This window comes from Micromonospora sp. NBC_01412 (genome assembly GCF_045040215.1).
Classification (GTDB): Bacteria; Actinomycetota; Actinomycetes; order Mycobacteriales; family Micromonosporaceae; genus Micromonospora; species Micromonospora rubida.
On record NZ_CP109528.1, the window covers coordinates 755,622 to 782,000 of the forward strand.

20 protein-coding genes, 1 tRNA gene and 3 pseudogenes are annotated in these 26,379 nt (G+C 72.7%); 13 read left to right on the plus strand and 11 right to left on the minus strand.

The window, feature by feature from the left end:
- The first annotated feature begins 157 nt into the window (after nt 1-157).
- The 3 genes and pseudogenes from OG617_RS03165 (at nt 158) to istB (ending at nt 3,010) form a co-directional block, all read left to right on the plus strand.
- Nucleotides 158-754, plus strand: a complete 597-nt coding sequence (locus tag OG617_RS03165; RefSeq protein ID WP_405104085.1) for a hypothetical protein — start codon at nt 158-160, stop codon at nt 752-754.
- 183 nt (nt 755-937) lie between these two features.
- Nucleotides 938-2,165 (plus strand): annotated as a pseudogene (istA, locus tag OG617_RS03170) (IS21 family transposase); the annotation flags it as partial.
- 80 nt (nt 2,166-2,245) lie between these two features.
- The gene (istB, locus tag OG617_RS03175; protein WP_405104086.1) at nt 2,246-3,010 is read left to right on the plus strand and encodes an IS21-like element helper ATPase IstB; all 765 of its coding nucleotides are present in this window, start codon (nt 2,246-2,248) and stop codon (nt 3,008-3,010) included.
- Between the two features lie 191 nt (nt 3,011-3,201).
- On the opposite strand, the gene OG617_RS03180 is transcribed toward istB, so the two are convergent.
- The 4 genes from OG617_RS03180 to OG617_RS03195 all read right to left on the minus strand — a co-directional run bounded on the left by OG617_RS03180 (nt 3,202) and on the right by OG617_RS03195 (nt 5,969).
- Complete coding sequence (locus OG617_RS03180) at nt 3,202-3,375, minus strand: NUDIX hydrolase (protein WP_405098503.1); 174 nt, start codon at nt 3,373-3,375, stop codon at nt 3,202-3,204.
- Between the two features lie 267 nt (nt 3,376-3,642).
- Nucleotides 3,643-4,482: an IS5 family transposase gene (locus OG617_RS03185; protein ID WP_405098505.1), complete on the minus strand. Its 840-nt coding sequence runs from the start codon at nt 4,480-4,482 to the stop codon at nt 3,643-3,645.
- Nucleotides 4,483-4,728: 246 nt separating this feature from the next.
- Nucleotides 4,729-5,136 carry a hypothetical protein gene (locus OG617_RS03190; RefSeq protein ID WP_405098507.1) on the minus strand — a complete coding sequence of 136 codons (408 nt, stop codon included), beginning with the start codon at nt 5,134-5,136 and terminating at the stop codon, nt 4,729-4,731.
- Nucleotides 5,133-5,969, minus strand: a complete 837-nt coding sequence (locus tag OG617_RS03195) for an IS5 family transposase (protein ID WP_405098509.1) — start codon at nt 5,967-5,969, stop codon at nt 5,133-5,135. The genes OG617_RS03190 and OG617_RS03195 overlap by 4 nt, the downstream gene beginning before the upstream one ends.
- 292 nt (nt 5,970-6,261) lie before the next feature.
- On the opposite strand from OG617_RS03195, the pseudogene OG617_RS03200 reads away from it, so the two are divergent.
- A pseudogene (locus OG617_RS03200) lies at nt 6,262-6,348 on the plus strand (hypothetical protein); the annotation flags it as partial.
- 5 nt (nt 6,349-6,353) lie between these two features.
- Nucleotides 6,354-7,043: a zinc ribbon domain-containing protein gene (locus tag OG617_RS03205; protein ID WP_405098511.1), complete on the plus strand. Its 690-nt coding sequence runs from the start codon at nt 6,354-6,356 to the stop codon at nt 7,041-7,043.
- A gap of 2 nt (nt 7,044-7,045) precedes the next feature.
- Here OG617_RS03205 and OG617_RS03210 read toward each other — a convergent pair.
- Nucleotides 7,046-7,129 (minus strand) — tRNA-Leu (locus OG617_RS03210).
- A gap of 224 nt (nt 7,130-7,353) precedes the next feature.
- Between OG617_RS03210 and OG617_RS03215 the strand changes: the two are divergent.
- Nucleotides 7,354-7,536: pseudogene (locus OG617_RS03215) on the plus strand (hypothetical protein); the annotation flags it as partial.
- A 1,451-nt stretch (nt 7,537-8,987) separates the two neighbouring features.
- Here OG617_RS03215 and OG617_RS03220 read toward each other — a convergent pair.
- Nucleotides 8,988-9,272, minus strand: coding sequence for a hypothetical protein (locus tag OG617_RS03220; protein WP_405104134.1), 285 nt, complete (start codon nt 9,270-9,272; stop codon nt 8,988-8,990).
- A 25-nt stretch (nt 9,273-9,297) separates the two neighbouring features.
- Here OG617_RS03220 and OG617_RS03225 point away from each other — a divergent pair, with 25 nt between their 5' ends.
- The 5 genes from OG617_RS03225 to OG617_RS03245 all read left to right on the plus strand — a co-directional run bounded on the left by OG617_RS03225 (nt 9,298) and on the right by OG617_RS03245 (nt 17,802).
- The gene (locus tag OG617_RS03225) at nt 9,298-10,332 is read left to right on the plus strand and encodes a hypothetical protein (RefSeq protein WP_405104087.1); all 1,035 of its coding nucleotides are present in this window, start codon (nt 9,298-9,300) and stop codon (nt 10,330-10,332) included.
- 153 nt (nt 10,333-10,485) lie between these two features.
- Nucleotides 10,486-13,122: a fibronectin type III domain-containing protein gene (locus OG617_RS03230; RefSeq protein WP_405098513.1), complete on the plus strand. Its 2,637-nt coding sequence runs from the start codon at nt 10,486-10,488 to the stop codon at nt 13,120-13,122.
- A 27-nt stretch (nt 13,123-13,149) separates the two neighbouring features.
- Complete coding sequence (locus OG617_RS03235; RefSeq protein WP_405098515.1) at nt 13,150-14,151, plus strand: AAA family ATPase; 1,002 nt, start codon at nt 13,150-13,152, stop codon at nt 14,149-14,151.
- A 16-nt stretch (nt 14,152-14,167) separates the two neighbouring features.
- Nucleotides 14,168-15,418: a DUF58 domain-containing protein gene (locus OG617_RS03240; RefSeq protein ID WP_405098517.1), complete on the plus strand. Its 1,251-nt coding sequence runs from the start codon at nt 14,168-14,170 to the stop codon at nt 15,416-15,418.
- On the plus strand, nt 15,394-17,802 hold the full coding sequence (locus tag OG617_RS03245) for a transglutaminaseTgpA domain-containing protein (protein WP_405098519.1): 2,409 nt from the start codon (nt 15,394-15,396) through the stop codon (nt 17,800-17,802). The genes OG617_RS03240 and OG617_RS03245 overlap by 25 nt, the downstream gene beginning before the upstream one ends.
- A 129-nt stretch (nt 17,803-17,931) precedes the next feature.
- Here OG617_RS03245 and OG617_RS03250 read toward each other — a convergent pair whose 3' ends face one another.
- The 3 genes from OG617_RS03250 to OG617_RS03260 all read right to left on the minus strand — a co-directional run bounded on the left by OG617_RS03250 (nt 17,932) and on the right by OG617_RS03260 (nt 20,573).
- Complete coding sequence (locus OG617_RS03250; protein ID WP_405098521.1) at nt 17,932-18,723, minus strand: SDR family oxidoreductase; 792 nt, start codon at nt 18,721-18,723, stop codon at nt 17,932-17,934.
- Nucleotides 18,724-18,754: 31 nt separating this feature from the next.
- On the minus strand, nt 18,755-19,708 hold the full coding sequence (locus tag OG617_RS03255; protein WP_405104088.1) for an LLM class F420-dependent oxidoreductase: 954 nt from the start codon (nt 19,706-19,708) through the stop codon (nt 18,755-18,757).
- A 193-nt stretch (nt 19,709-19,901) separates the two neighbouring features.
- The gene (locus OG617_RS03260) at nt 19,902-20,573 is read right to left on the minus strand and encodes a maleylpyruvate isomerase N-terminal domain-containing protein (RefSeq protein ID WP_405104089.1); all 672 of its coding nucleotides are present in this window, start codon (nt 20,571-20,573) and stop codon (nt 19,902-19,904) included.
- Between the two features lie 89 nt (nt 20,574-20,662).
- Here OG617_RS03260 and OG617_RS03265 point away from each other — a divergent pair, with 89 nt between their 5' ends.
- A complete protein-coding gene (locus OG617_RS03265; RefSeq protein WP_405098523.1) occupies nt 20,663-21,115 on the plus strand; it encodes a YbhB/YbcL family Raf kinase inhibitor-like protein in 453 nt (150 codons plus the stop codon).
- 27 nt (nt 21,116-21,142) lie between these two features.
- Here the strand turns inward: OG617_RS03265 and OG617_RS03270 are convergent, their stop codons facing one another.
- On the minus strand, nt 21,143-22,030 hold the full coding sequence (locus tag OG617_RS03270; protein WP_405098525.1) for a phosphatase PAP2 family protein: 888 nt from the start codon (nt 22,028-22,030) through the stop codon (nt 21,143-21,145).
- Nucleotides 22,031-22,115: 85 nt separating this feature from the next.
- Between OG617_RS03270 and OG617_RS03275 the strand changes: the two genes are divergently transcribed.
- Nucleotides 22,116-22,859: a DUF3159 domain-containing protein gene (locus tag OG617_RS03275; protein ID WP_405098527.1), complete on the plus strand. Its 744-nt coding sequence runs from the start codon at nt 22,116-22,118 to the stop codon at nt 22,857-22,859.
- A 282-nt stretch (nt 22,860-23,141) separates the two neighbouring features.
- Here the strand turns inward: OG617_RS03275 and OG617_RS03280 are convergent, their stop codons facing one another.
- Nucleotides 23,142-26,039, minus strand: coding sequence for a glycoside hydrolase family 48 protein (locus OG617_RS03280; protein ID WP_405104090.1), 2,898 nt, complete (start codon nt 26,037-26,039; stop codon nt 23,142-23,144).
- Between the last annotated feature and the right edge of the window lie 340 nt (nt 26,040-26,379).

Genomic DNA, 26,379 nt, shown 5'->3' on the forward strand with positions numbered 1-26,379 from the left:
ACCCACACCCACGCTCACGCGAAACCACACCGGGCGGAAACCGGCCGTCCGGGAACCACATCCGTCAGCCCCGGCACCGACGTCGGGCCGCCCCCGACACGCCCCGGGGCCGGGCCGCCGGGCCGCCGGGGCGGAGGATGGGGCCGTGGCACGACGCATGATCGGCGGACGGATCGCCCTCGACCGGGCCGGAGTCGCCGCGCACACCGGTGCGGCGTACTCCACGGTCAACCACTGGCATCGCCACCGCGCCCGGTTCGGCTTCCCCGAAGGCTTCCGGCACGACGGCCGCGAGTGGTTCTGGCTCGACGACATCGAGGCGTTCCACGCCGCGCACCAGGCCGCGAAACGCGCCGAGCTGACGAAGGTCGACCGCCGCGGCGACTCAATCCCTCACGAGACCGCCCACGCTTCATCGGTCCTCCGCGGAAAGAGTCCTGTGACCGCTACCGACCCGTTGCCCGCCAGCGTCACCGAGCAGTTCTACGTTAACAACGCCGATCGCGGCGAAACCCTTCATCGCTCCACGGCCGAGGTCATTCACCGCGACTCGACCGCCCTGAACGTGCGCGAAGGCGACCACGTGCTGGAAATCGGCACCGGCACCGGCTACTCCGGCGCGCTACTCGCCGCCCGAGCCCGGCGCGACCGGGCGCGTGACGAGCATCGGCATCAGCGTCCACCTCGTCGATTGGGCGGACCGCCTGCGCCGCCAACGCGGCGTCACCACTTCCAGGCCGGAGCCGGCCAGTGAATTCCTCAAGCCAGGGCGCCCGTCGCTGCCGCCAGATGCCCCTGCATCAGAATCCCGTCCCGGCGCAGGCCCTCCTCAATGTCCCGAACCGGGTAGCTGGCAACGCCGGCGTGTCGCCGCTTCCTGAAGACTGACCCGCCAGGAGTCTCCGAAAACTGACCCATCCTGCTGTATGTGAGGAAGGTGCTGAAAGTGGAGGACTGGGCGGAGATACGCCGTTTGCATCGTGCGGAGGGCGTGCCCATCAGGGAGATCGCTCGGCGGCTGGGAGTAGCCCGCAACACGGTGCGGGCCGCGTTGTCCAGCGACCGGCCGCCGAAGTACGAACGTGAGCCACGAGGCTTGATCGTGGACGCCTACGAGCCGCGGATCAGGGCGTTGCTGACCGAGTGGCCGCGGATGCCCGGACCGGTGATCGCCGAGCGGATCAAGTGGCCTTACTCGATGCCGCCGTTACGTAAACGGCTGGCGGTCATCCGGCCGGAGTACGTCGGTGTGGACCCGGTCGACCGGACGGTCTACGAGCCGGGCGAGATTGCCCAGTGCGACCTGTGGTTTCCCGACACCGCGATCCCGGTCGCGGCGGGCCAGTCACGCACGATGCTACCGGTGCTGGTCATCACCCTGGGGTTCTCCCGGTTCATGACCGCCGTGATGATCCCGTCCCGGCAGGCCGGCGACATCCTGTCCGGGATGTGGCAGCTGATCTCGCAGCTGCGGCGGGTGCCGAAAACCCTGGTGTGGGACCGGGAGTCCGCGATCGGTGGGACCGGACGGGTCTCGGCGCCAGCGGCGGCGTTCGCCGGCACCCTGGCCACGCGGATCCGACTGGCTCCCCGCCGCGATCCGGAGTTCAAAGGCATGGTCGAACGCGCCAACGGGTTCCTGGAGACCTCGTTCATGCCCCGGCCGGCTGTTCACCTCACCGGCCGATTTCAACATCCAGTTGGACGACTGGCTGGTCCGTGCCAACGCCCGTACCGTCCGTTCGATCCAGGGCCGCCCGGTCGACCTGCTGGCCACCGACTACCTGTCGATGATCCCGCTGCCGCCGGTGCAACCCCCGACCGGCCTGACCAACCGCATCCGGCTCGGGCGTGACTACTACGTCCGCGTCGACACCGTCGACTACTCCGTCGACCCGCGCTCGATCGGCCGCCTCGTCGACGTGAACGCCTCACTGAACACCGTGACGGTGTTCTGCGACGGCCAGATCATCGCCCACCACGACCGGTCCTGGGCCAAACACGGCCTCGTCACCGACCCGGTCCACAAGGCCACCGCGCACCGCCTGCGCCAAGCCTTCACCGAAGAGCACCACCGCCGGCAGGCAGCCGTGCGCCACCACACCGACGGCCACACCGTCGCGCTACGGGCACTACCGGACTACGACGCCCTGTTCGGCGTCGACTTCACCAACCCCACGACGAAAGCGAGCCACCAGTGAGCACCACCACCACGACATCGCGGGCCAGCACACCCAAGGACGGGATGCCGTCGATGATCTCCTACCTGACCAGAGTATTGAAGACACCCACCATCGGCGCGGTCTGGGAGGAACTCGCCGAGCAGGCACGTGACCAGAACTGGTCCCACGAGGAGTACCTGGCCGCCCTGCTGCAGCGTCAGGTCGCCGACCGGGAGTCCAAAGGCACCACGATGCGGGTCCGCACCGCGCACTTCCCGCAGGTCAAGACCCTGGAAGACTTCAACCTCGACCACCTGCCGTCGCTGCGCCGTGATGTCTTGGCGCACCTGGCCACCAGCACGTTCGTTGCCAAGGCGGAGAACGTGATCCTGCTGGGCCCACCCGGGCTCGGTAAGACACACCTGGCGATCGGGCTCGGCGTCAAGGCCTGCCAGGCCGGCTACTCGGTGCTGTTCGACACCGCCAGCAACTGGATCGCCCGCATCGGCGCCGCTCATCAACAGAACCGTTTGGAAGCCGAACTGAAGAAGATCCGCCGCTACCGGCTGATCATCATCGATGAAGTCGGATACATCCCGTTCGACCAGGACGCCGCGAACCTGTTCTTTCAGCTGATCGCCTCACGCTACGAGGTCGGCTCGGTCATGGTCACCTCGAACCTGCCCTTCGGCCGCTGGGGCGAGACGTTCTCCGACGACGTCGTGGCCGCCGCGATGATCGACCGCCTCGTCCACCACGCCGAAGTCCTCGCCCTCACCGGCGACTCCTACCGCACCCGCCAACGCCGCGAACTCCTCGCCAAAGAGAACCGCGCCAGCCGCGACTGACCACAGACCATGGGTCAAAATTCGCCGACTCTTGCAGGGTTCAGATTGCCGAAGCGTTGACACGGCGTCGTTGAGGATCTGCATCACCGTCGGATGCGGCTGCACCTCATCCACCGGAGCCTGCAACACGCCGTCTACGTGATGCCCGCCAGCGGTCACCCGCGTTGCGTTGCCGGCGCGGAACGCGAACATCACGAAGTGGTAGGAGCCGTCCTCGGCGCGGATCTCGTACACCCCAGTCGGCTCAGCTCGCCCACCTCGAAGCCGGACTCTTCCACCGTCTCCCGGCGAGCTGCGTCGTGCGCCGACTCCCCGAACTCCACCTTGCCTTCCCGGCAACAGCAGCCACCCCGCGTATGGGCCACGCTGCTGGCGCACGAACACCACCTGGCCCGAGGCGGTCGGTACGACCGCCAGCGCGGCGACGGTCGGCTTCGTAGTCACGATCACCCCTTACCGGGACGTGCGAAAGCGCGGGCATCTCGCACGACGGTCAACCACCGGCGAGGGGCGCCAGTGGCACCCTACCGCCGGTCCCCCATGCCCTTCCCAGAACATGCCCCGGCGCACCGTGCGGGGAGGTGCGTCCCTATGAGAGGGCGTTTGATTTACGCCTTTTGTGGCTTGTGAGGCTAGTACGTTCCTCGCCAGGTTGGTGTGGCCTCGCCCGTTATGCGCTTGGTGAGGTTGTCGATCGAGGCCAAGTGGATCATGGCTTCGGAGCTGGCGGGAAGGGCCTCGTAGTCGCGCGCCAGGCGGCGGTGCAGCATCAGCCAGCCCAGGCTTCTCTCGACTACCCAGCGGCGTTTGACGATGTGAAAGCCGCGTTTCTCGGCGTTTCGGGAGACGACTTCCACGTCGATTCCGAGGGCGGCGCCGTGTTCGATCACGGCGTTTTTGAAGCCGGTGTCCACCCACGCTTTGGTGATCGTCGGGTGAGCCTTCTTGGCCTGGTCGAGCAGGCCTATTCCGATGGTGTTGTCGGAGAGGCTCGCGGCGGTGACGACCACGGCGAGGATGATGCCGAGCGCGTCTGTGATGATTCCGCGTTTGCGACCCACGATCTTCTTGCCGGCGTCTACTCCCTGGCTGGTCACGGGCACGTTAGTGGACGTCTTCACGCTCTGGGTGTCGAGCACGGCGGCGGTCGGTTCGGGTTTACGGCCTTCTTTCACTCGCGCAAGTCCGGCCAGTTCGTATCCGATCTGCGCGAGGATTCCCTCGTCGCGCCAGGCCGCATAGTAGGCGTACACCGTGCTGTGCGACGGAAAGTCGTGGGGAAGGTACTTCCAGGCGATACCGGTCCGGTTGACGTACAGGATCGCGTTGAAGACCTCCCGCAATTCCACTGTGGCTGGCTGGCCGGTGGGTCGCCGGTCAAGCCGGGCCTGTCGCCAGGCGGTCAGGGTCGGCTCGAGCAGCGCCCAGCGGGCATCGGACAGGTCACTGGGGTAGGCCTTGCGCGCACTCATGGAGCAGCATCTACACCAGACCAAGTCATCGGGCCCGGAACTCGTCCAACATGGAGTGTCGACCGGATTTCTAGACTAGACGGAATCCATGTCTTCTTCATGAGCTAAACGGACAGCTTGAGCGCCAATCCGGCGGGCTTGAATGCCCCCTTATCTCTGTGAATCATCCCTAAAGCCGCCACACTCAAAGCCGACAAATTGCCATACGCCTTACCTGAATGCCCTCTTAGAGGACGGTTCGGAGGATTAGGTCCGTTTCGGGGCGAGGGTGAATATGCCGGGCTGGTCTTCGGTCAGGACGTGGCGGTTGACCATGCGTTTCAGCTTCGCGCGGGTGCTCTCGACGTGTTTCGGTGAGGGCTCGACGCCGAGCGCGAGGCAGATGCCTTTCGCTCGCATGCCGGTGGGCGCGGCGGTGAGGACGTGCAGGATCTGCTGGTAGGGGCCGCTGGCTATCGCCGGGTCGTCGGCGGTGAACTCGGCCGCGGTGAGCCCTCGTAGGGTGGTGCGGGTGGTCACCAGATCGGCCAGTTCACACTCGGTCTGGGCGAGTTCGGCGGTGAGGGTGGTGATCCGCTCGCGGAGCCGGTCGGCGGCCTGGCGTGTGGTGGCCTCGCGTTCGGTGATCAGGTCGAGGACCGTGGGAAGGTTCACCGGTGTCGCCAGGAGGGTGTGTTGGTCCCGGTCAGCCGGCGCACGATGTTCGCCGTCGAGGCCCACAGCGTCCGTGACACGGCCGATTCCGGGCGGCTCTCGTACTCGCGCACGAGACGGCGGTGCAGCATCAGCGTGCCGTAGGTCTGCTCCACGACCCACCGTCTGCGCACCGGCACGAACCCGGGCCGGGTATCGGATCGTTTGACGCCCTCGACGTCGATGCCCACCACGGCGCCGTGCAGCGCGAGGTCCTGTTTGAACCCGGCGTCGACCCAGGCGCGGGTCACCGTCGGGGTGTGTTCGACGACCTTGTCGAGCAGTTGTATGCCGATGGCGTTGTCGGTGACCGAGGCGGCGCTCACCACGACCGCGATGATCAAGCCGAGGGTGTCCACGGCCAGGCCCCGCTTACGGCCCGACACCTTCTTCCCGGCGTCCTTGCCGGTCGTCGCGGCCGGGACATGGTTCGCCGCCCGGATCGACTGGGTGTCCAGCACCACCGCGCTCGGATCCTCCCGACGGCCGACCTTCTCCCGCACCTGGCAACGCAGCAGATCATGGATCACCTGATCGGTGCCGTCGTCACGCCACAGGGCGAAGTAGTAGTAGGTCGCCGACTTCGGCGGCAGGTCGTGCGGCAGGTACGCCCACTGACACCCGGTCCGGTTCTGGTAGAAGATCGCGTTCACGATCTCCCGCAGGTCGTAGTCACCCTGACGACCCGAGACCGACACCGAGACGCGCCTGGCCTTCCACACGTCCAGGAACGGCCCGATCAACGCCCACTGCTCGTCGGTGACGTCACTGGGATACGGCTTCCGATCACCCATGACCGGCCTAACGCGCCTACCGCCCGACAGTCACGACCACGATTCACCTTTCCGCGACATCGAACGATCGCCATGCGACGAACCCGCCGAAAGCCCTCCAACCAGACGCAAGCCATAGATCAAACCAAAGATCTTCAGACCGTCCTCTTACGGTTATCGGCTTGTGGACGCAGGCCCTCATCCGAACCGCGCCCACGCCGCCTGGGGACGGCGCCTGCACCGCTTGGAGCCCGACCCTGCCTCCGCACCCCACGTTCGGTGGATCTTCGAGCAGCGGCTCGCCGGCCGGAGCGTGGCCAGCATCGCCCGCGCCCTCAACGACAACGGCGTCCCGTGCCCGTCCGGCGCCGACCCAGCGCGTAACCCCCACCGCAGCGGCCGCCAATGGATGCTCACCACTGTCGCGGCGATCCTGGCCAACCCCCGTTACTCGGGCGGCAGGTCTGGAACCGTCAACGCACCGACCGCGATGCCCTCCCTGGCAAGGAAAGCTTCGATCGACACCACGAGATCCGACGGTGGAGCGCCTCCACTGACTGGGTCATCTCCCGCGAGATCGCACACACTCCGCTGGTCAGCGAAGAACACTTCGTCGCCGTCCAGGCAGTCCATACCGCGCCGACCCCAGCCGACGGCATTTCCCGCCGCTATTTGTTGGCCGGAGTGATCTGCTGCGGCGTGTGCGGCCGAATCATGGACTCCCACTGGGTCCACGACCGCGCCGGCTACCGATGCCGACACGGCAACACCAGCGCCCGGCCCACCTCATCGAGACGACAGAAGACCCTCTACGTCCGGGAAGACCATCTCCTGGACAGGATTCGACACGACAGCTGCCTCCGTCGGCACCATCCGGCGATGCGCGACCAGGATTCGGACAGCGTCACGGGCTACCTGCGGCTCCACAACATGATCATCGTGTGCGACCACGATACCTGGACCATCGAAGCCGAGGCCGCGATCTACACGCTCACCGCCCCGACGAGCGTCCTGACCCACACAGCGAAAATCCCCGCCCAACGGGACGGGGATCGCGCGAAACGCGAAGAGAAATCACGCTTCGTGGGGAAATAACGTGTCCGAGGGGGGACTTGAACCCCCACGCCCTTTACGGGCACTAGCACCTCAAGCTAGCGCGTCTGCCATTCCGCCACCCGGACCTACTCGTTCAGCCTACCCTGTCGGCCTGGGGGGCTTCACCACCCGTCGACCGCCCCGGAGGGCCGCACGGGGCATTACTGTACACGGCGGCGGTGGATCATGCACATCACCTTCCCGCCGGCCCGTTTGCCCAGCTCAGGGGGCTGAAGGCCCCGAATGGGGCAGGCCAATCTCGATCATGGCCGGCAGGGTGGGTGGCGTCGAGCCACCCTCTCCGGGCAGCATGGCTGACGTGTCACAGCCCTCTCCCCTAGCCGCCCTCCAGCATCGGGCGCTGGCCCAGCGCTCCGCCGGCGACCTCGCCGGCGCGCGCCGGCTGCTGGCCGACGCGCTCGGACCGATCCGGGTCAGCTACGGCGAGGACCATCCGGAGGTGCTGCGTGTCGCGCACCTCCTGGCCCGCCTGCATCGTGAGGCCGACGACCCTGCCGCCGCGCGACGCGTACTGGAGGAATGCCTCGCGGCCGGCGAGCGCCGGTGGCATCCCGCGGACCCGCTGATGCTCGCGCTTTCTCTCGACCTCGCCTCGGTCTCCGAGGAGCTGGGCAACCGGCACGAGGCCCGCCGCCACTACTCCCGCATCGCCAGCGCGGGGCCCGCCGTGCTCGGCGCGGACCACCCGGCGGTACGCGAGGCGCGGCACTACCTCGGCGCCGCCGCGCCCCCGTCGACGGCCCCCGTTCCCCAGCACCACCCGACCGCCCCTCAGCCCAGCCCGACGATCCCCCAGTACGGCCCACCGACCGTCCAGCACGGCCCGCCGAAGCTCGACGGTCCGACCATGCCCCTGGCACCGGTGCCGATGATCCCGCCGCCGAGGCACGCGCAGGCCGCCGCGCCCCGGCCGGGAACCGCGCCGCCCCCGCCGCCGCCGGTGTCCGCCCCGCCCCGGCAGTCGCCAACTCCGCCGCCGGTCCCGGCAACGCAGCATCACCTTCCGGCTCCGCCTCATGTCCCGGCCCAGCTTCCGCCCCAGGTCCCGGCTCCGCCCCAGCAGGTCCCGCCGCGGATCTCACCTCCGCCTCGGGCTCCGGCCCCGCCGCCCGAGCCGCCGGCCCAGGCACCGGCCCCGGCCCCGCCGGCTCAGCGTCGTCCCGAGCCGCCCAGCGCATCGGGGACGCAGGGGCACCCACCTGCGCCCCAGCTCCCCGCTCCCCCGCCCAGGACGCCGGTTGAGGCACCGGCCCAGCAGGCGGGCTCCCGGTGGGCACCGGCCCAGCTCGCCGCGCCGCCGGCATCCCGGGCCCCGGGCCTCCCACCGGCATCCCCGGCCCTGGGTCCCCCACCACCGATCCCGAGCGCCCAGCCCGGGCCGCCGCATCAGGCCTACCCTCCGACGCCGGCCGCGCCGTCTCCGAGTACCGGACCGGTCGCACCACCCCAGCCGCCGGTCACCGGTCCGGCGCCGGCGCCGGCCGGACCGGTGTCCCCGTGGGCACCGCAGCAGCCCGCGTCGAGCGGCAGCCGGCCCACGTCCGCCCCACCTTCACCCGCACCGGCCACGCCGCAGGCCGAGCCCTCGCCGCGCCCGCCCGTCGGGCCGGCACCGCCGCCGGCATCACCGCCCGTCCCGGCACCAGGTTGGGACAAGCCGACCATCCAGGTACGACAGATCGACGCGCTGCTGCGGGAGGAGGTCGCCCGAGCGGCTGGTACACGGGCCGGGCCGGGCAGCGGCGGCCCGGCTGCCCCGGTGCGCGGCGTTCCGTCGGAGGCCGACGCCCCGGTCAGCGCGCCGCCCGCAAGTGGTCCCCCGGCAGGCCCGGTCAGTGCGCCTCCCCCGGCCGTACGACCGATCAGCGGCACGCCGGTCAGTGGGCCACCGGTCAGTGGGCCGCCGGTCAGTGGGCCGCCAAGTCAGCAGGGGTTGGGCACCGCACCGTCGGCGGCGAGCACGGTCGGCGGGCAACCGGCGGACGGCAGTCCGATGGGTGCGTTCCCGGGGGACAGGCTCCCGATCGACGCCAGGGCTGCTGCCGGTGTGCTACCCACCAGCACGCCCCCGTTCCCCTCACCACCCGTCAGCATCCCGCCGGTGAGCGCCCCGCCGCGCACACCCCCGATCGGCGCACCACCCGTGGCCGGCACGCCGGTCAGCATGCCGCCCGTGACCGGGCCACCGGTGGGCATCACACCGTTCACGACTCCCCCCGTGAGTGGACCGCCCGTGAGCGGAGCACCGATCAGCGGCACCCCGTACAGCGCACCACCCGTGAGCGGCACCCCCTTCAGCGCCCCGCCGTACAGCGCACCACCCTTCAACGCCCCGCCGGTGAGCGGGGCGCCGGTGCCGCCCTGGGGCATGACGGCGCCGCCGTGGAGCAGCGCCGCGCCGCCGCAGCCGCTGGCTCCGACCGTCGACCCCGACCCGGCCCCGGACCTGCGGGACGGGTCCGACCGTCCCGCCGAGGAGCACGGCTCGTCGTACGCCGGCTGGGAGCCGGAGATCGGCCCCGCACTGGCACCGCCGCCACGGTCACCCGGTCCGGAGCCGTCGGTGCCGCGGCTTGACGCGTCCGCCGCCGCGCCACCCCCGGTCCCACCGCCTCCGCATCAGGGCCACTCCTCCGACGCGACCGAGCGGGGACCGGCCGCACTGGACTGGGCCGAGCAGCGGCCGACCGAACACGGGCAGGCCGAACACGGGCCGGGACAGGAAGGGCAGACCTGGCACGAGCGGGACGGCTGGCGGGCCGCCGACGACTACCCCTCGCCGCAGGATGCCTGGCAGCCGACGTACCAGGAGGAGGAGCGGACCGGGCGCGGCCGGACGGTGGTCCTGGTCGCGGTGGTGGTGCTGGTGGTCCTGGCGATCGTGGTCGGCGTCGCGGTGCTGGTGTTCGGCCGCGACCAGGCGGCTCCCCCGGGCGCGGCACCGGCGTCGGCGTCGGCGTCGGCCGGTCCGAAGGTGAGTGGCCCTCCGCCGGGTGACCTGAAGCTGCGCGACGACAGCAGCACGATCAGCCTCACGTGGACGGATCCGTCCTCCGGCGCGGTGCCGTTCATGGTGGCCGGCGGGCGGGCCGGGCAGAAGCTGGGCGTGCTGGCCACCGTGGACCCGGGGCAGACCGGCTACACGGTCAACGGCCTCAACTCGCGGGTGGACTACTGCTTCACCGTGCTGGCGGTCTACTCCACCGACGCCTTCGCCACGTCCGGGCAGGTCTGCACCGCGCGGGGGCCGGCCCCGACGCCGAGCTGACCGGCCACCCACACCGCACACGCTGGGTGTCCACAGCCGGACCGTGCGGGTTTCCCCTGTCCCAGGGTGGCCATATGATGGCACCCGGCTCAGGGGAGGGTCGCCGGTCTCCGGCGCGCCGCCCGGCATGACGACACGGGGAGGCAGCCGCTTGTGGCCACCATCGACGACGCTGTGAGCACCGGGCGGGAGGGCCGCACTCGTCGTTCCCGCTGGCGCGGTGGCCTGGTCACCGTCGGCACGGTGGGTGCGCTGCTGGCCGCGATGGGGCTCACCGTCCTCGGGCTGGGCGCCGCCGACAACGCGGTGGCCAACTACGACGCCAGCAGCTGGCTGTGGAGCGCGGCGCGTAGCGAGATGGCCCGGGTCAACGGCATCACCGCTCGGGTGGACACCCGGATGGAGGTCCCCGATGCCCGCCGGCACCCGATGCAGGTCATCCAGACCGACCGGCTGCTGATCCTGCGTGACCTGAACACGGGGCAGGTCAGCTCGCTGGACCTGGCCACCCTCCAGATCACCGCCTCCACCCGGACCACCCCCGGCCTGGGGGTCAACGTCGCGCTGCACGAGGACGCCGCGTTCGTGGTGGACGCCGTGCAGGGCATCGTCCGGCAGCTCGACCCGCGCTCGCTGGCCCCGGTCGGCGAGCCGGTGCGCTATCCCCCGGGCATCACCGGCGGGGCGTTCGACGGGGAGGGCCGGCTCTGGATCGCCGTCCCGGCGGAGGGCACCGTCTCCGCGGTCACGGCGGCGGAGCTGCCGTCCGAGCCGGGCTCGGCCGCGCCGGCCGGCGCCGGCGTCAGCCCGAAGAAGGTCGAGACGTACGAGGTCGCCGAGCCCAGTCACGAGCTGATCGTCTCCACGCTGGACGACGGGGTGGCGGTGCTCGACCGCACGTCGGGCGCGCTGGTCCGGGTGCAGCGCGGCGAGGTCAGCCGGACGCCGCTGGCGATCGCGGGGCCGGGCGCCCTGCCTGCGCGGACCAGCGGGCCGAAGGTGCCGGTGACGGTGTCCGGTGACCGGACGGTGCACGTGGTCGGCGCCGGCGGCGAGGAGCGCGCGTTCACCGTGCCGGGCCGGGGCGACGGGCTCAGCCCAGCGGTGGCCTGGGCGGACCGCTACTACTGCGCCGACGAGGCCGCCGGCGCGGTGTACTCCTTCGACGCCAACGGCCAGCTCGTCGACACGATCGGCGGCAAGGGCTCGACGGGCCCGCTGGAGCTGGAAGTGCGGGAGAACCGCCTGTTCATCAACGCGCCGGACTCGTCGACCGCCCGGGTGGTCGACGACAAACACCAGGTCCGCGAGGTCAACAAGTACGCCAACGACGTGCTCGGCGGCGACCCGCCGCCGGTGCCCCCGCCGCCGCCCCCGCCGAAGAAGCCGAAGGTGGGCAAGCCGAGCGCGCCGCGCAGCGTCACCGCGTCGGCCGGCAACGCGCAGGCCCGGGTGAGCTGGCGGCCGGCCGCCGCGAACGGCGCGGAGATCATCCGGTACGTGGTGGAGGGCGCCGGCCAGCGCCGGGAGGTCGGGGCCAACCAGCGGTCGGTGGAGATCACCGGTCTGACCAACGGCGAGACGTACCGGTTCTCGGTGCACGCGGTGAACGCCAAGGGCGACGGCCCGGCCCGGGCCAGCAACCCGGTCACCCCGACCGCGGCCGTGCCGGACCCGCCAGCCAGCGTCACGGCCGAGGCCCGGCCGGACGGCACGGTGCTGGTCAAGTGGCCGGTCGCCAACGGTCAGGGCAACACCATCGCGAAGTACGCGGTGACGGCGGCCTCGGCCGGCGCGAACGCTCCGGTGGGCGAGTCGGCGAAGAGGGAACTGGTGGTGCCGGCCGGCGAGCTGGAGTACGGCACGCAGTACGCGTTCACCGTCGTCGCGGTCAACGACCGGGGCGCCGGGTCGACGGCGTCCCCGGTGAGCAACAGCGTGGTGCCGTTCGCAGCGCCCGGCCAGCCGGTTGACCTGCGGGCGTCGACGGTGGCGGACCAGCCGGGAACCGTCGCGGTGCAGTGGTCCCCGGCGCCGGCCAACGGCCGGCCGGTGACGAGGTACCTGGTGGACGTGGGCGGCCGGGCCAGCGAGGTGACCGACACCCGGGCCACCGTGAACGGCCTGGGCGACGGGCAGAACGTCACCGTGAAGGTGAAGGCGGTCAACGAGGCCGGCCCCGGCCCGGAGGCCACCGCCACCGCCCGTACGGTCGCCCAGCCCCGGATCACCGTCACCGGTTCGTCGGCGACGGCCACGGCGGTCACGGTCACCTTCACCGTGGACGCCGGCGGCGGAAAGGCGGACTGCACGGTCAGCGTCCCGGGCGAGGCGCCGGTGCAGGCGAGGAACTGCGCCAGCGCGACCGTGTCCGGCCTGACGCCGGGCACGAAGTACACGGCCACGGTGACGGCGAGCAACGCCGCCGGCAAGGGCACCGAGACCCGAGCCCAGGACACCGACCCGCTGTACGGGATCGCGACCTGCAACAACGGTCCCGACGGCGACCAGCGGACGTACTGCGACAAGGAGATCGGCGGCCGCAACGGCAACGAGGTCTTCCGGGTGACCCGGCAGGACAACGACCAGCAGGCCGGCTGGGCCAAGCCCGGCACCCGGCTGAAGGCGTACTGCCGCAAGCAGGGCGAGAACGTCGACTCCTGGATCTACAACAACCAGAAGCAGAGCACCTGGTGGGTGCAGGTCGAGTTCGGCGGGAAGAACTACATCCCGTGGGCCTGGCTCAACCTCGAGGGTGGGGACAACATCAACGTCCTGCCCACCTGCTGACCGCTCCACCAGGCAAGGAGCACCACCGTGAACGCCAACGAACCGCTCACCCAGCCGGAGGTGCAGGGCTTCGCCGCCCTCGCCGCCCGGCTGGCGGAGAACGTCAACTCGGTGGTGCTGGGCAAGCCGCAGGTGGTCCGGCTGGCGCTGACGGCGCTGTTCGCGCAGGGGCACGTGCTGCTGGAGGACGTGCCGGGGGTCGGCAAGACCACCCTGGCCCGGGCGATCGCCGCCACCGTCAAGGGGCGGTGGCGGCGCATCCAATTCACCCCGGACCTGCTGCCCTCGGACGTGTCCGGGGTGACGATCTTCAACCAGGCCACCCGGGGCTTCGAGTTCCACCCGGGGCCGGTGTTCGCCAACATCGTCATCGCCGACGAGATCAACCGGGCGTCGCCGAAGACCCAGTCGGCGCTGCTGGAGGTCATGGAGGAGCGCACCGTCACCGTGGACGGGGTCCGGCACCCCGTGCCGCAGCCGTTCCTGGTGGTGGCGACGCAGAACCCGGTGGAGATGGACGGCACGTACCGGCTGCCGGAGGCGCAGCTCGACCGGTTCCTGGTGAAGCTCTCCGTCGGCTACCCCGACGAGGCGGTCGAGGTGGAGGTGCTGCGCGGGGCGACGGTCCGCTCCCCCGAGGCGCTGTCGGCGATCGCCGACACCGACACCGTCGGGGAGATGGTGCAGATGGCCCGGCGGGTGCACATCGCCGAGCCCCTGTACGCGTACGCGGTCCGGCTGGCCGCCGCGACCCGCAGCCACCCGCAGGTGCGGGTGGGGGTGAGCCCGCGCGGGGTGATCGCGCTGACCCGGGCGGCGTGCGCGTACGCGCTGATCGACGGGCGGGGCTGGATCATGCCGGAGGACCTCAAGGCCCTGGCCGAGCCGGTGTTCGCGCACCGGCTGCTGCTCACCTCGGACGCGCAGGTGCGCGGGGTGACCCCCGCCGAGGTGCTGCGCCAGGCGGTCGCCTCGGTGCCGGTGCCGCTGCCGTCGGGGCAGGTCGCCCCGGCCCGGGTTCAGGGCTGAGGCGGGCCGTACGGACGTGGGGATCACCGCCCGGGGCGCCGGGCTGCTCGTGGCCGCCGTGGTGCTGCTCGTCGTCGGGTTCCGGTTCGCGTACCCGGAGTTGACGCTGCTCGGCGCGGCGGGGGCCGTCGCGGTGGGGTACGCCCTGCTGGTGGCGCTGTGGCGGCCCCGGCTGGAGGTGACCCGGCACGCCGACCCGGACCGGGTGGCCCGGGGCGAGCCGGCGCGGATGGTGCTGACGGTGCGCAACGCCGGGCGGCTGCGGGCGGCGAACCTGCTGGCCGAGGACCGCTGCGGCGGGCGGACGGTGCCGGTGCCGGTGTTGCGGTTGCGCCCCGGTCGGGACACCACGATCAGCTACGACGTGCCGACCGACCGGCGGGGCGTGGTGCCGGTCGGTCCGCTGCGGGTGACCCGGCGCGACCCGCTGGGGCTGGTGGCGCTGGCCCGCCCGTACTCGGGCACGGTGCCGGTGTGGGTGCACCCGCGCATCCACCCACTGACGGCGGTGCCGAGGGGGGCGGGGCGCAGCCTGGACGGCCGGGTGGACGGGGTGCCGCACGGGTCGATCACGTTCGACTCGTTGCGGGAGTACGTGGTCGGCGACGAGTTGCGCCGGGTGCACTGGCGCACCAGCGCCCGGGTCGGTGAGCTGATGGTGCGGGAGAACGTGGACACCAGCCTGCCCCGGATCGTGGTGCTGCTGGACGACCGGGCCGCCGCCCACCCCGACCCGGAGTCGTTCGAGTCGGCCTGCGAGGCGGCGGCGTCGGTGGTCGCGGCGGCGCTGCGCGCCGACCTGCCGGTGACGCTATTGCTGGTCGCGGCGGAGCAGCCCACCGACGACGGGCTGCCGGCGTCGGCCGGGGACCGGTGGGCCTCCCGGGTGGTGGGCCGGCTGCGGGCCCGGCTCGCCGCGCCGGCGGCCACCACGGCGGCGAGCGGGGCTGCCGAAGCCGGGGGTGGGCCGCTGGACCGGCTCGCCGCAGTCCGGCTGAACGCGGGGGACGCCGGTGCGGCGCTGCGCGCGGCGACGGCCCGGCTGCGTCAGCAGCGCCTCGGCGACACGCTGGTCTTCCTCACCGGGCCGGGCGGTCGGGGCGACCTGGGGCACCTCGGCGTGCTGCGCGGGGCGTACCCGTCGGTGGTGGTGGGGGTGTTCGGGGCGGCGGAGCCGACGCCGGCCGGCGCGACCGGGATGGTGGTCGTCGACGCGGCCGACGGGGCCGCTTTCGCGGCCGAGTGGGACGGGGTCCGCCGGTGGTGAGGGTGTTGCGGGCGGTGCCGCTGCCGCTCGCGCTGGTCGCGCTGGTCGCGCTGACCGGGGTGGTGCTGGGCCGGGTGTACGCCGGGGGCCTGCTGCCCCGGCTGGTGATCGGCGCGGCGGTGGGCTCGGTGCTGGTCAGCGTGGCCGCCCGGCGGCTGCCGTCCTGGCTGGTCGCCCCGCTGTCGGTGACCGCCATGGCGGGGTTCACGGTGTGTTCGCTGAAGCTGTCCGCCGACGCGGCCGGGCTGTCGGGCTCGCTGGCCGAGGTGACGGCGGAAGCGGCGCGCAACGGCATTCCCCGGCTGCTGACCGCGATGATCCCGGTCGAGCCGACGCCGGACACGGCGCTGGTGCCGCTGGTCGCGGCGTGGCTGGCCGGGCTGGCGGCTGCGGAGGTGGCGCTGCGGGCCGGCCGGGTGCTCCTGGGCTTTCTCCCGCCGGCGCTGCTCTACGCCGCCGCGCTGTACGTGGTCGGGCCGAACGCTGACCCGGCGATCTGGCCGACGGTGGCGTTCGCGGCGGTCGCCGCGGTCGGGCTGGCCGTGCCGTCCAAGGGGCCGGGTCCGTCGGGGCCGGACCCGACCGCCGGGCTGGCTCCGGGGGTGCGGGCGGCGGTGCGGGTACGCCTCGCCGCCACCACCGCCGCCGGGCTGGTCGTGGTGGTGGGACTGGCCGCCCTGCTCGGCCCGATGGTGGCGGGCCGGGTCGACGACCGGCCGGTGGACCCGCGCCGGTACGTGGAGCCGCCGCAGGTGGAGTCCCTGGACGAGAACCCGCTGATCCGCGTGTCCGGCTGGGCGTTGAACCCGCAGCAGAAGCTGCTGGACGTGACGACGCGCCGCCCCGGCGCCCCGGCCGACGCCCCGGACCCGGTGCCGACCCCCGCCGGATCGCCCGACCCGACGAGCGGCGCCTCGCCGGGCAGCGGGAGCGCCTCGCCGGGCAGCGGTGACAGGCTGGGCAGCGGTGATGGGGGCCGGTCGGAGCGGATCCGGCTCGCGGTGCTCAGCGACTACGACGGGGTGACCTGGCGGGTCGGGGCGACGTACCGCAACGCGGGGCGGATCCTGCCGGCGGCCGAGCCCGCCCCGGGGGCCACGGTGGAGACAGTCCAGCAGGAGATCACCGTGGCGGCCCTGAGCGGGCGGCTGCTGCCGGCGGTGGCCACCCCGCGCGAGGTCAGCGGCGCCCGGGTGGCGTACGACCCGCAGACGGGGACGCTGATCCGGCCGGAAGGGCTGACGCCGGGGCTGCGGTACACGGTCACCTCGGCGGCGGAGAGGCCGGACAACAACCTGCTCGCCACGGCGGACGTGCCGGCCGGGGAGGAGGTGGCCCGGGTGGTGCGGGTGGCCGACGGGGTGCCGGACCCGGTGCGTCGGCTCGCCGGCCAGCTCGCCGAGGACAACGGCGCCCCGTACGCGCGGGCGGCGGCGATCGAGCAGTTCCTCGCCGAGCACTACCGGATGGTGGCGGACGCGCCGAGCGGGCACGCGTACCCGAACCTGAACTTCTTCCTCTTCGGACCGCGCAACGCGGGTGGCCAGCGGGGCACCTCCGAGCAGTTCGCGGCGGCGTTCGCCCTGCTGGGCCGGTTGACCGGGCTGCCGACCCGGGTGGTGGTGGGCTTCCGTGCCGCCGGCGACGGTCCGGTCCGGGCCGGCGACGCGTACGCCTGGCCGGAGGTGCTCTTCTCCGGCCTCGGCTGGGTGCCGTTCGACCCGCTGCCCCGGCCCGACGACGAGCCGCGCCCGGTGGAGGAGGACTTCCGACCGACGCCGGAGGATCCGCCCCCGTCGGAGGTGCCGGAGCCGACGGTCGAGCCGACGGCCACCCCGCCGGCGCAGGTCGCGCCGGACCGGCCGGTCGACTCGGGCGGGCTGTCGACGCCGGTGCTGGTCGGCGGCGGGGCGGCCGGTCTGCTGCTCGTCGTCGGGGCGGCGCTGGCGGTGCTGGTCGCGTTGCGTCGGGCGCGGTCCCGGGCCCGGCTGTCCACGGGCGACCCCGGCCGGCGGATAGCCGGCGCCTGGCGGGAGCTGACCGACGCGCTGCGGTTGGCCGGACGGCCGGTGGGCGGGGACCTCGCCGCCACGGAGGTGGCCGAGCGGGCCCGCGCCGCCCTGGCCGAGGCCCGCGCGGGCCGTCCCGGGTCCGATGCCGACACCGGGGCGGGCCGGACCGGCCCCGGCCCGGAGCCCACCGTGGACGAACTGGCCATCCTGCTCAACCAGGTCGCCTTCGCCCCGGGCAGCGCCAGCGAGGCACAGGCCGACCGGGCAGCGAACGTGGCGACGGACTACGTCACGGCGCTACGCGCCGCCCGCCCCCGCTGGCGCCGCCTACTCTGGTCAACCCACCCCGGCCCCCTCCACTGGCCCAACTAACCCCACCCCCCACCCCCACCCCACTCACCGCGTTGATCAAGAAGTTTGCGTCGGGAATGGGCACATCGGCGACGCAAACCTCTTGATCAACGCGGGCCAGCCCGACCGGGGGGAGGGTGGGGTGTGGGGTCAGGGGTTTAGGCGGCGGGTCAGTTTGCGGAGGCCGGCTTGCCAGCCGTCGGGGTCCTCGGCGCGGCGTCGGGCGTAGTTCGCGACCTCGGGGTGGGGCAGGATGAGGAACCGCTCCTCGGCCAGGCCTGCGATCACCGCGTCGGCCACCTGGTCGGGGTGGAGCACCGCGCCGGAGGCGGCGATCACCCGTGCCCCGAGGTGCCCTGCGGCCAGCCCTTCGGCGAGCATCGGCGTGTCCACCCCCTGCGGGCACAGCGCGCTGACCCGGATGCCCTGGTCCCGGTAGGTGATCGCGAGCCACTCGGCCAGCCCGACCGCCGCGTGCTTCGTGGCGGTGTACGGGGCGTCGCCGACGGCGGTGAGCACCCCGGCGGCCGAGCAGGTGTGCAGCAGGTACCCCTGGCCCCGGGCCAGCATGCCGGGCAGCACGGCCCGCGTCGAGTGCACGTGGGCGAGCACGTTGACCCGCCAGGCCCGGTCCCAGTCGGCGGCGGTGGCGTCCAGCCCCGCCTCCGTGGCGACCCCGGCGTTGGCGCAGAACAGGTCGATCCGGCCGTACCGTCGCTCGGTGTCGGCCACCAGGGCGCGGACCTGCTCCTCGGCGGTGACGTCGAGCTGCACGGCGTGGGCGACCGGGCCGACTTCCTCGGCGACGGCGCGGGCCCCGGCGGCGTCGAGGTCGGCCACCACGACGGCCGCCGCGCCCTCGGCGGCGAACCGGCGGGCGAGGGCGGCGCCGATGCCGCCGGCCCCGCCGGTGATCACCGCCACCCGGTCGGTGAGGTTCATGTCGGCTCCCTCCGTCGCCCCGGCAGGGCGGTCAGGCCGGTCCCAGTCGGGCGATCAGGTCGGCCGGCTCGCCGGCCTGCTCCGGGGTCGGCAGCAGGGCCAGCACCGGTACGTCCACCCCGGCGTCGGCATAGCGGCGCACCTGGTCGCGACAGTGCTCGGGCGAGCCGTGCAGCACCAGCGCGTCGACCACCTCGTCGGGCACGGCGGCGCCCGCGCCGCGCCGGTCCCCGGCCGCCCAGGCCCGCCACATCGGCCCGAGCGTCTCCTCCCGGCCCAGCCAGCGGTGGAACTCCGCGTACGCGGGCACGGTGAGGTAGCTGGTGATCAGCCGGCGGCCGAGGGCGCGGGCGTGCGTGGCGTCCTCGGTGGGGCAGACGAAGATCCGGGCCACCACCTCGAACCCGTCCCGCCGCTCCCCCAGCGCGCCGAGGGCGGTCGGCACGTCGTCGGCGGCGAGCCAGTTGAGGATCACCCCGTCGGCCTCGGCGCCGGCCAGCCGCAGCATTCCCGGGCGCAGGGCGGCCAGCAGCAGCGGCGGCGGCACGGCCGGCACCCGTTCCAGGGTGAACCGGCGCACCGCGAAGGTGTCGTACGCCCCGTCGACGGTCTGCCCGGCCAGGGCTGCCCGCAGGAAGCGCAGCACGTCCCGGGTGCGCTTGAACGGCTCGTCGAAGGGCACGGCGTTCCAGTCCCGCACCAGCACCGGCGAGGACGCGCCGAGGCCCAGGGCGAACCGGCCGGGGGCCGCCTCGGCGAGCGCGGCGGCGTGCATCGCGAGCAGGCCCGGCCCTCGGGTGAAGACCGGGGTGATGGCGGTGCCGAGCCGCAGCTCGGGCTGCCACGCGGCGGCCAGCGCCAGCGGGGTGAACGCGTCGGACCCGGCCACCTCGGACGACCAGAGGTCGGTGAACCCCGCCCGGTGCATGGCCGCGTAGACGGCGGCGTGGTCGGCCAGCGGAATGCCGCCCAGCGGCACGGTCATGCCCCATCGGTTCGTCATCGGTCGATCCTGCCCGCTGCCCGGGCGTCGCGGCAAGACGCCACCGGACCGCGCCGCCCGGGCAGCGGCGGGTCAGGCCGCCAACTGGGCGACCTGACCGGTCAGCCGACGGTGCGGGCCGCCTCGACGTCGGGCCCGAGGGTACGGGCGACGCGCGGTCCGGCCCGGCGGCGGCTCAACGCGCAAAGGCGAGCCGGCGCACCCCGGCACCGTCGAGCACGGCCCGTTCCCGGTCGGTGAGCGGCACCCGGCCGGTGGCCCTGCTGACCAGCGTCAGCCGGTCCCAGCCCAGCTCCGCCGGGACGTCCCGACCGCCGGTCAGCAGCGCCGTGGCGACCTCGGCCGCCGCCGGGGTCAGCCACGGCTCGCGGCCCAGGGCGGCGGCCAGGTCGAGGCCGTGCACGCCGACCTCCACCACCCGGGTGACCAGGAACTCGGCCAGGGCCATGGCGTCCCCGTGCCGGGTGCGAACCACCCGGCCGGGCGGCTGGCGACCCACCGCTTCGTCGGCCGGCTGCCAGGCTCGGTCGAACTCGGCCGCGACCGCTGCGGGGTCGGGCAGCTCGCGGGCCTCCCGGCGGGCGCTGTCGATCCGCGCCTGGTCGACCTCGGGGGCGAACTTGGCCGCGCCGAAGTAGCCGGCGGCGTCCACCTCGGCGGCACCGGGGGCCGGCGCGGCGAGCATGCCGGTGAGGCGGCCGGCTCCGGTGCATACGTGGGCGATCAGCTCCCGTACGGTCCAGGGCGGGCATCCGCTGGGCCGGTCCAGGTCTGCGGGGTCCAGGCCGCGCAGGACCGCGCCCAGCGTCGCGCACTCGGCGCGGAACGCCGCCCGTACCGTCGGCATGGTCATCACCCGCGTCACCCTCTCACTTGCCGTTTCGCGCCGTCCCCGGCGGGTACGCGCGGCCCGGACGAGGAGAGGGGCGCCAAGAGATGGCCGGCATCATGCTGCGCAGCACCGCGTTCACCGATCATGACCAGTTGCCGGGACGCTTCGCCCGCGACGGCGGGAACGTCTCGCCGCCGTTGCAGTGGGCCGACGTCCCGGGCTCGGCGCAGGAGCTGGTGCTGCTCGTCGAGGACCCGGACGCGGGACGGGAGCCGTTCGTGCACTGGCTGGTCACCGGCATCACGCCGGACTCCGGCGGGGTGGCCGAGGGCGCGGTGCCCGACGGCGGGCGGGAGTGGCCGAACGGGTTCGGCGCGTCCGGCTGGGGTGGCCCGCACCCGCCGCAGGGCGAGGACGCGCACCGCTACTTCTTCCGGCTGTACGCGCTCGACCAACCGCTGGAGCTGCCCGCCGCGCCCGCCGCGGAGGAGTTGCGCCGGGCGCTGGACGGCCGGGAGATCGCCAGCGGCACCATGGTCGGCACCTACCGCCGCTGAGCCACGCGGGTCAGCCCTTGATCCGGGTCAGCCCTTGATCCGGGGGACGAGCCGGTGCACGACGGCGAGCAACAGCGCCGCGACGATCGCCATGGTGCCGGCGATGCCGGCGGCGCTGCCCGCATAGCCGACGAAGAGCGACCGGCGGCCCATCTGGTCGGGGTCCAGCCGGGGCAGGTCGACCAGCCAGGACAGGGCCAGCGCGGAGCTGACCACGGCCAGGGCGCCGGCCAGGCCGAGCACGATGGCGGCGACGCGGTGGGCTTCGGCCGGCTCCACCTGGGCCTGTTCCCGCTGGGTGACCAGCAGCATCAGCCCGGCCAGCGCCGCCCACGCCCCGACCACCAGGAACGCCGCCATGGCGTCGCTCGGGCGGTGCCAGCCGGCGGAGAGGGTGGCCACCCCGGCGACGGCCGCGTACCCGGCGCCGACGAACGCGCCGAGCACCCGCACGGTACGCGGGAGCACCAGGATCAGCGCCAGGGCCACCGAAGCGGCCACGGCGGTGTGCCCGCTGGGCAGGCTGTTGCCGGCGACGGCCCGTTCGGGGTCGATGCCGTACTCGGGACGGGCCAGGAAGTGCTTGAGCAGTTGGGTGGTCACGTTCGCCCCGGCGATCAGCAGGGTGGCCGTGATGGCCAGCGCGACCCGACGCCGGATCAGGGCGATGAAGCCGATCACCGCGGTCGCCACCAGCAGCGACAGGGCCGACATGGTGTTGAGGATGCGGTTCACCGGTGCGGCGATGGTGTCCTGGCCGATCCGGTTGCCGGTCAGCGCCACCGTGTCGACCCACTGACCGAGCTCGGTGTGCAGGGCGGCGCGCCACACCACGACGAAGGCGGCTGTCTGGGCCAGGGCCAGTACGACCAACCAGACTGCCGTCCAACCTCTCGCCGTCGCACGCACCCGCACACCGTAGCGGCACGCCCGGAAGCGTCCCCCGGTGGCCCGCCGACACTCTGGCGCTAGTTTGGGGCGGACCGACAGGAGGTTGCCGGTGACCGCCGCATCCGGGCCCGAAGGGCCGTCCACCCGCGAGCCGCGCCCCGCGGACCGGCCGGAGTCGCTCGCGGACCTGCTCGGCGGCCGGCGGGGCGCGGTCGACGCGACGCTGCCGCCGGTGGCGTTCGCGGTCGGCTGGCTGGCCACCGGTCACTCACTGGTCGGCGGGGTGGCCGCCGCCGTGCTGGCCGGGACGGCGGTGGCGGGCTGGCGGCTGCGCCGGGGGGACCGGCCGCGCTCGGTGCTGGTCGGCCTGCTCGCGGTCTGCGTGGCCGCGCTGATCGCGTTGCGCACCGGGCGGGCTGCCGACTTCTTCCTCATTCAACTGTTGTCCAACGCGGCCAGCACGCTGGCCTGGATCGTCAGCATCGTGATCCGCTGGCCGCTGCTGGGCGCCGTGGTGGGGGTGATGCTGCGCCAGCGGGGGCGGTGGCGGCGCGACCCGGCGCTGCTGCGGGCGTACTCGCGAGGGAGCTGGGTGTGGGCGGCCACGTACGTGCTGCGGCTGGCGGTCTTCGTGCCGCTCTACCTCGGCGGTCAGGTGGTGGCGCTGGTCGTGGCGCGGGTCGCGCTGACCTGGCCGCTGGTGGCGGCGGCGCTGGCGGTGAGCTGGCTGGTGATCCGCCGGTCGCTGCCGGCGGGGCACCCGGGGCTGCGGCATCCGGTCACCGTGCCCGGCCCGACGGACGAGGGCCAGGGCGAAGGCCGGGGCCAGGGCGAAGGCCAGGACCGGACGTAAAGGGAGAGGCCGCCACGGGGGGAGCGGCCTCTCCGGTGACGTACGTTACTCCGTCGACGACCGTCACGTGATCCCTCGACGGCCACTTTTTCCGGCGCCTTTTCGCGGCAACTTCGGTTTCGGGCGGTGGGACGGGCCGGCCGGTTCGCTGCGTCGACCGTACGGCCGGCCCGTCCCGACCTGACCACGGAAGTCAGGCCGTCCGCCGACCGGCCTCTTGGTTCCCCCTGGCCGGCCGGGCTCCGGGTGGGCGGGCCGCGCCGCCCACCCGGAGGATCTGGATCACCCGTTCGGGAACAGGTTCCCGTAGTCGGCGTACGCCATGGCGACGTCGGCCTGGGCCCAGAACCGGTGGTAGTTGAACGTCGGCTCCGCGCCGCCGTTCAGGTACGCCTGCACCTTCGGCCAGTCGGGGTCGTTCTTGTAGAACGACCGGATGTCCAGGAAGCTCTTGCCGGCGGCGATGGCGTCGCCGTTGGGCATCTTCCCGGTCCAGCCCGGCGGGATGTAGAGACCCTGGCCGTCGGCGGCGTTGTAGACGTCGTCGAAGCGCTTGTAGTCGCCGCGCTTCTCCGGCATCGAAACGCCCTTGGCGTCGCTGGCCGCGTACAACGCGTCGAGCAGGCCCTTGGCGGTGGTCTTGGCCGCCGCGTTGCCGGACTTCGCGGCGTACGCGATCAGGGTCCGGGCGTAGGCGGCGGCGACGCCGACGTCCTGGCCCTTGACGGTGACCTCGACGTGCAGGTTGGTGTTGGGCTGCGGGCTGGCCGGGTTCCAGTTGGTCGGCTGGCCGGTCCACTTCATGTCCGACGGGATCGACCAGTTGGCGCCCACCGTGGTGTTGGCGATCGCCCACGGCACCCACTTGTCCAGCAGTGCCTTGGCCTTGGCGTTGCCGGTCTCCAGGTACAGCTCGGCGATCCGCTGCATCGACCACGCCTGCATGCCGAACCACTGGTTCGACGGCGGGTCGTTGTAGACCGGGTCGACGTCGTAGAACATGCCGTAGAAGGTGGCGGTGCCGGCCGGCGGGGTGCCGTAGTTGCCGTCCCAGCTGTTGGTGGCGCCGCCGGCGATGCCACCCTCGGCGGACTGGAGCCAGGTGTAGAACTCCAGCTGTCGGTCGAGGCTCTTCTGCCAGTCCGCGACGGCGGTCGGGGACTGCGGCTTGAGCTCGGCCACGTTGGTCAGCGCCCAGGCCGCGAACGGGTTCTGGTAGCCGAAGTGGTTGTGGCTGGAGCCGATCCGCCACGACCAGTTCTGGTTGGCCTCGTACGCGCCGCCCCAGGCGTAGTACCAGGACATCAGGTAGTGCGCCGAGTCCTTGCCGGTGCCCGCCGGGCAGGCGCTGGCGCCGACGCAGTTGCCGATCTTCTTGAAGTACTTGTCGAACATCGCGTACCGCAGGTAGTCACCCATCTTCGCGGCCTTGGCCACGGTGGCGGCGACGTCGGCCTGCTTGCCCTGAGCCTTGGCCCAGGTCAGGGCCCAGTACGCGGCCTGCACGGCGCGGGCGTCCGCGTCGGGGGCATTGGTGTACTTCCACTGCTTGGCGGGGGCGTTGGCCTCCTTGACGAACAGGTCGAGGTAGCCGTACTGGCCGCCGTGCTTGAACGTGTCGCAGGACGGCTGCGGCACGGTCTCCCACACCGACTCCTGGGTGCCGCGCTGGAAGGTGTTGATGTACGCCGGCCTGGTGGTGCCGTCGCCGCAGCGGCCGTAGCCGTAGGTGTTGTCGACGTCCAGCAGCCAGTGCATGCCGTAGATGTCGCCGGTGCCGTAGGTGCTCTGCAGCTCCGAGCGCAGCGGGTCCTGGCCGACGGGGACGTTCGGCTGGAGCTGCGACGGGTACTGGTTGGGCAGCGGCCACTCCGCGGCGTACTGCGGGGTGCCCGCGGCGCCGGCGGTCGCCTGGTCGGCGTGCGACGGGATGATGTACTTCTCCATCACCGTCCAGGAGTTGTTGAAGGGGGCCCAGTTCTGGGTGACCCGGCCGTATTGGGCCTCCAGCCACAGCCAGAAGCTGAACGCCTCGGACGTGGTCTCGTGGCCGTGGTCGGGCGCCTCGACGATCAGCGTCTCGATCGAGTGGTAGGGCACCCCCTCGGCGCTGAAGTAGCCCGAGTTCTTGATCTTGCCGTACTGGTCGAGGAAGCGCTTGATGTAGGCGTTGTCCCCGCCGGGGGCGTCGTCGTCGATCTCCGTGGCGGTGACGGCCAGGGGTGCGATGCCGGTGCCGGAGGCGGTGATGGTGGCGGTGCCCCCGACGGTGTCGGCGTCCTGCGCCGCGGCCACGGTGACGGTGACGCCGGTGTTCCAGTTGGCGGGCGTCAGGGTGACCGAGGCCGGCGTGACGGTGATGTCGGCGTCGCCGGTGCGGGCGAGCGTCACCGGCACGTTGGCCGTCGGCGCCGCGCTGAGCTTGAGGTTGAACGTGGCGGTGCCGCCCTCGTTCACGCTGACCGCCGACGGGGTGGCCACCAGCTTCGGGCCGGAGGCCGCGGTGACGGTGAACGCCTTCTCGTCGACGGCGATGCCGTTGGCGTTGTCGTAGGCCTTGGCCTGGACGGTGTAGCTGCCGGCCGGCAGGTCCTCCAGGGTGTAGCCGTACGGGGCGGTGGTGTCGGTGTTGACCAGCAGGCCGTTGCGGTAGAACTCGACCTTGCTGATCGTCCCGTCCGGATCGCTGGCGGTGGCGGTCAGCGGCACGTCCGCCGGGGCCTCGAACGGCCCGGTCGGCACGCCGAGGGACACCGTGGGCGGCCGGTTGGCGGGGGTGCCGTTGCAGGTGACGCCGTTGAGGGTGAACGCGGTGGGCTTCGGGTTGCTGCCGGAGTAGCTGCCGTTGAAGCCGATGGTGGTCGACGCCCCGGTGCCGAGGCTGCCGTTGTACGACTCGTTGGTCGCGGTCACCTCGCTGCCGGTCTGGCTGTACTTCGCCGACCAGCCCTGCACCACCTTCTGGCTGCTGTTGGGGAACGTCCACTTGAGCGTCCAGCCGTTGATGGCGTCGCCCAGGTTCTTGATGGTGACGTTGGCGGTGAAGCCGCTGCCCCAGTCGTTGGTGGCGTAGACCACGTCGCAGGCCGGGGCGGCCTGCGCGGCGCCGGCCGGCAGGGCGACCCCGCCGACGGCCAACGTGGCGGCGGCGAGCATCGCCGTCCGGCGACGTCTTGCCATGAGTCTCATGTGCGCGGTGTCTCCTCGGACCAGGCCGGGGCGCGGGGCCCCGGCGGGAGCGCCTCCACGTGCGGGTGACACGGGGGGACGGAGGTGCTCGGGATGGTGGTCGATCCGGCCCGGCCGGGTTCGGGACGGGAGCATCGGCGCTGGCAGACAGCGGCCGTCCGTCCTCTCGGGTGCCGTCCGGAAACCGGATGCCCTCGGCGACCCGCGCTCACGCGAGCTGGCTCCTCGTCGCGGTAGGCCGACAGTTTGGCATGGAAGCGCTCCCACGACAAGGAGCCGCCGAGAAGAAGCAGGTAGATGTTTCGATCTCGTTTTGGGTCTTTCACAAACC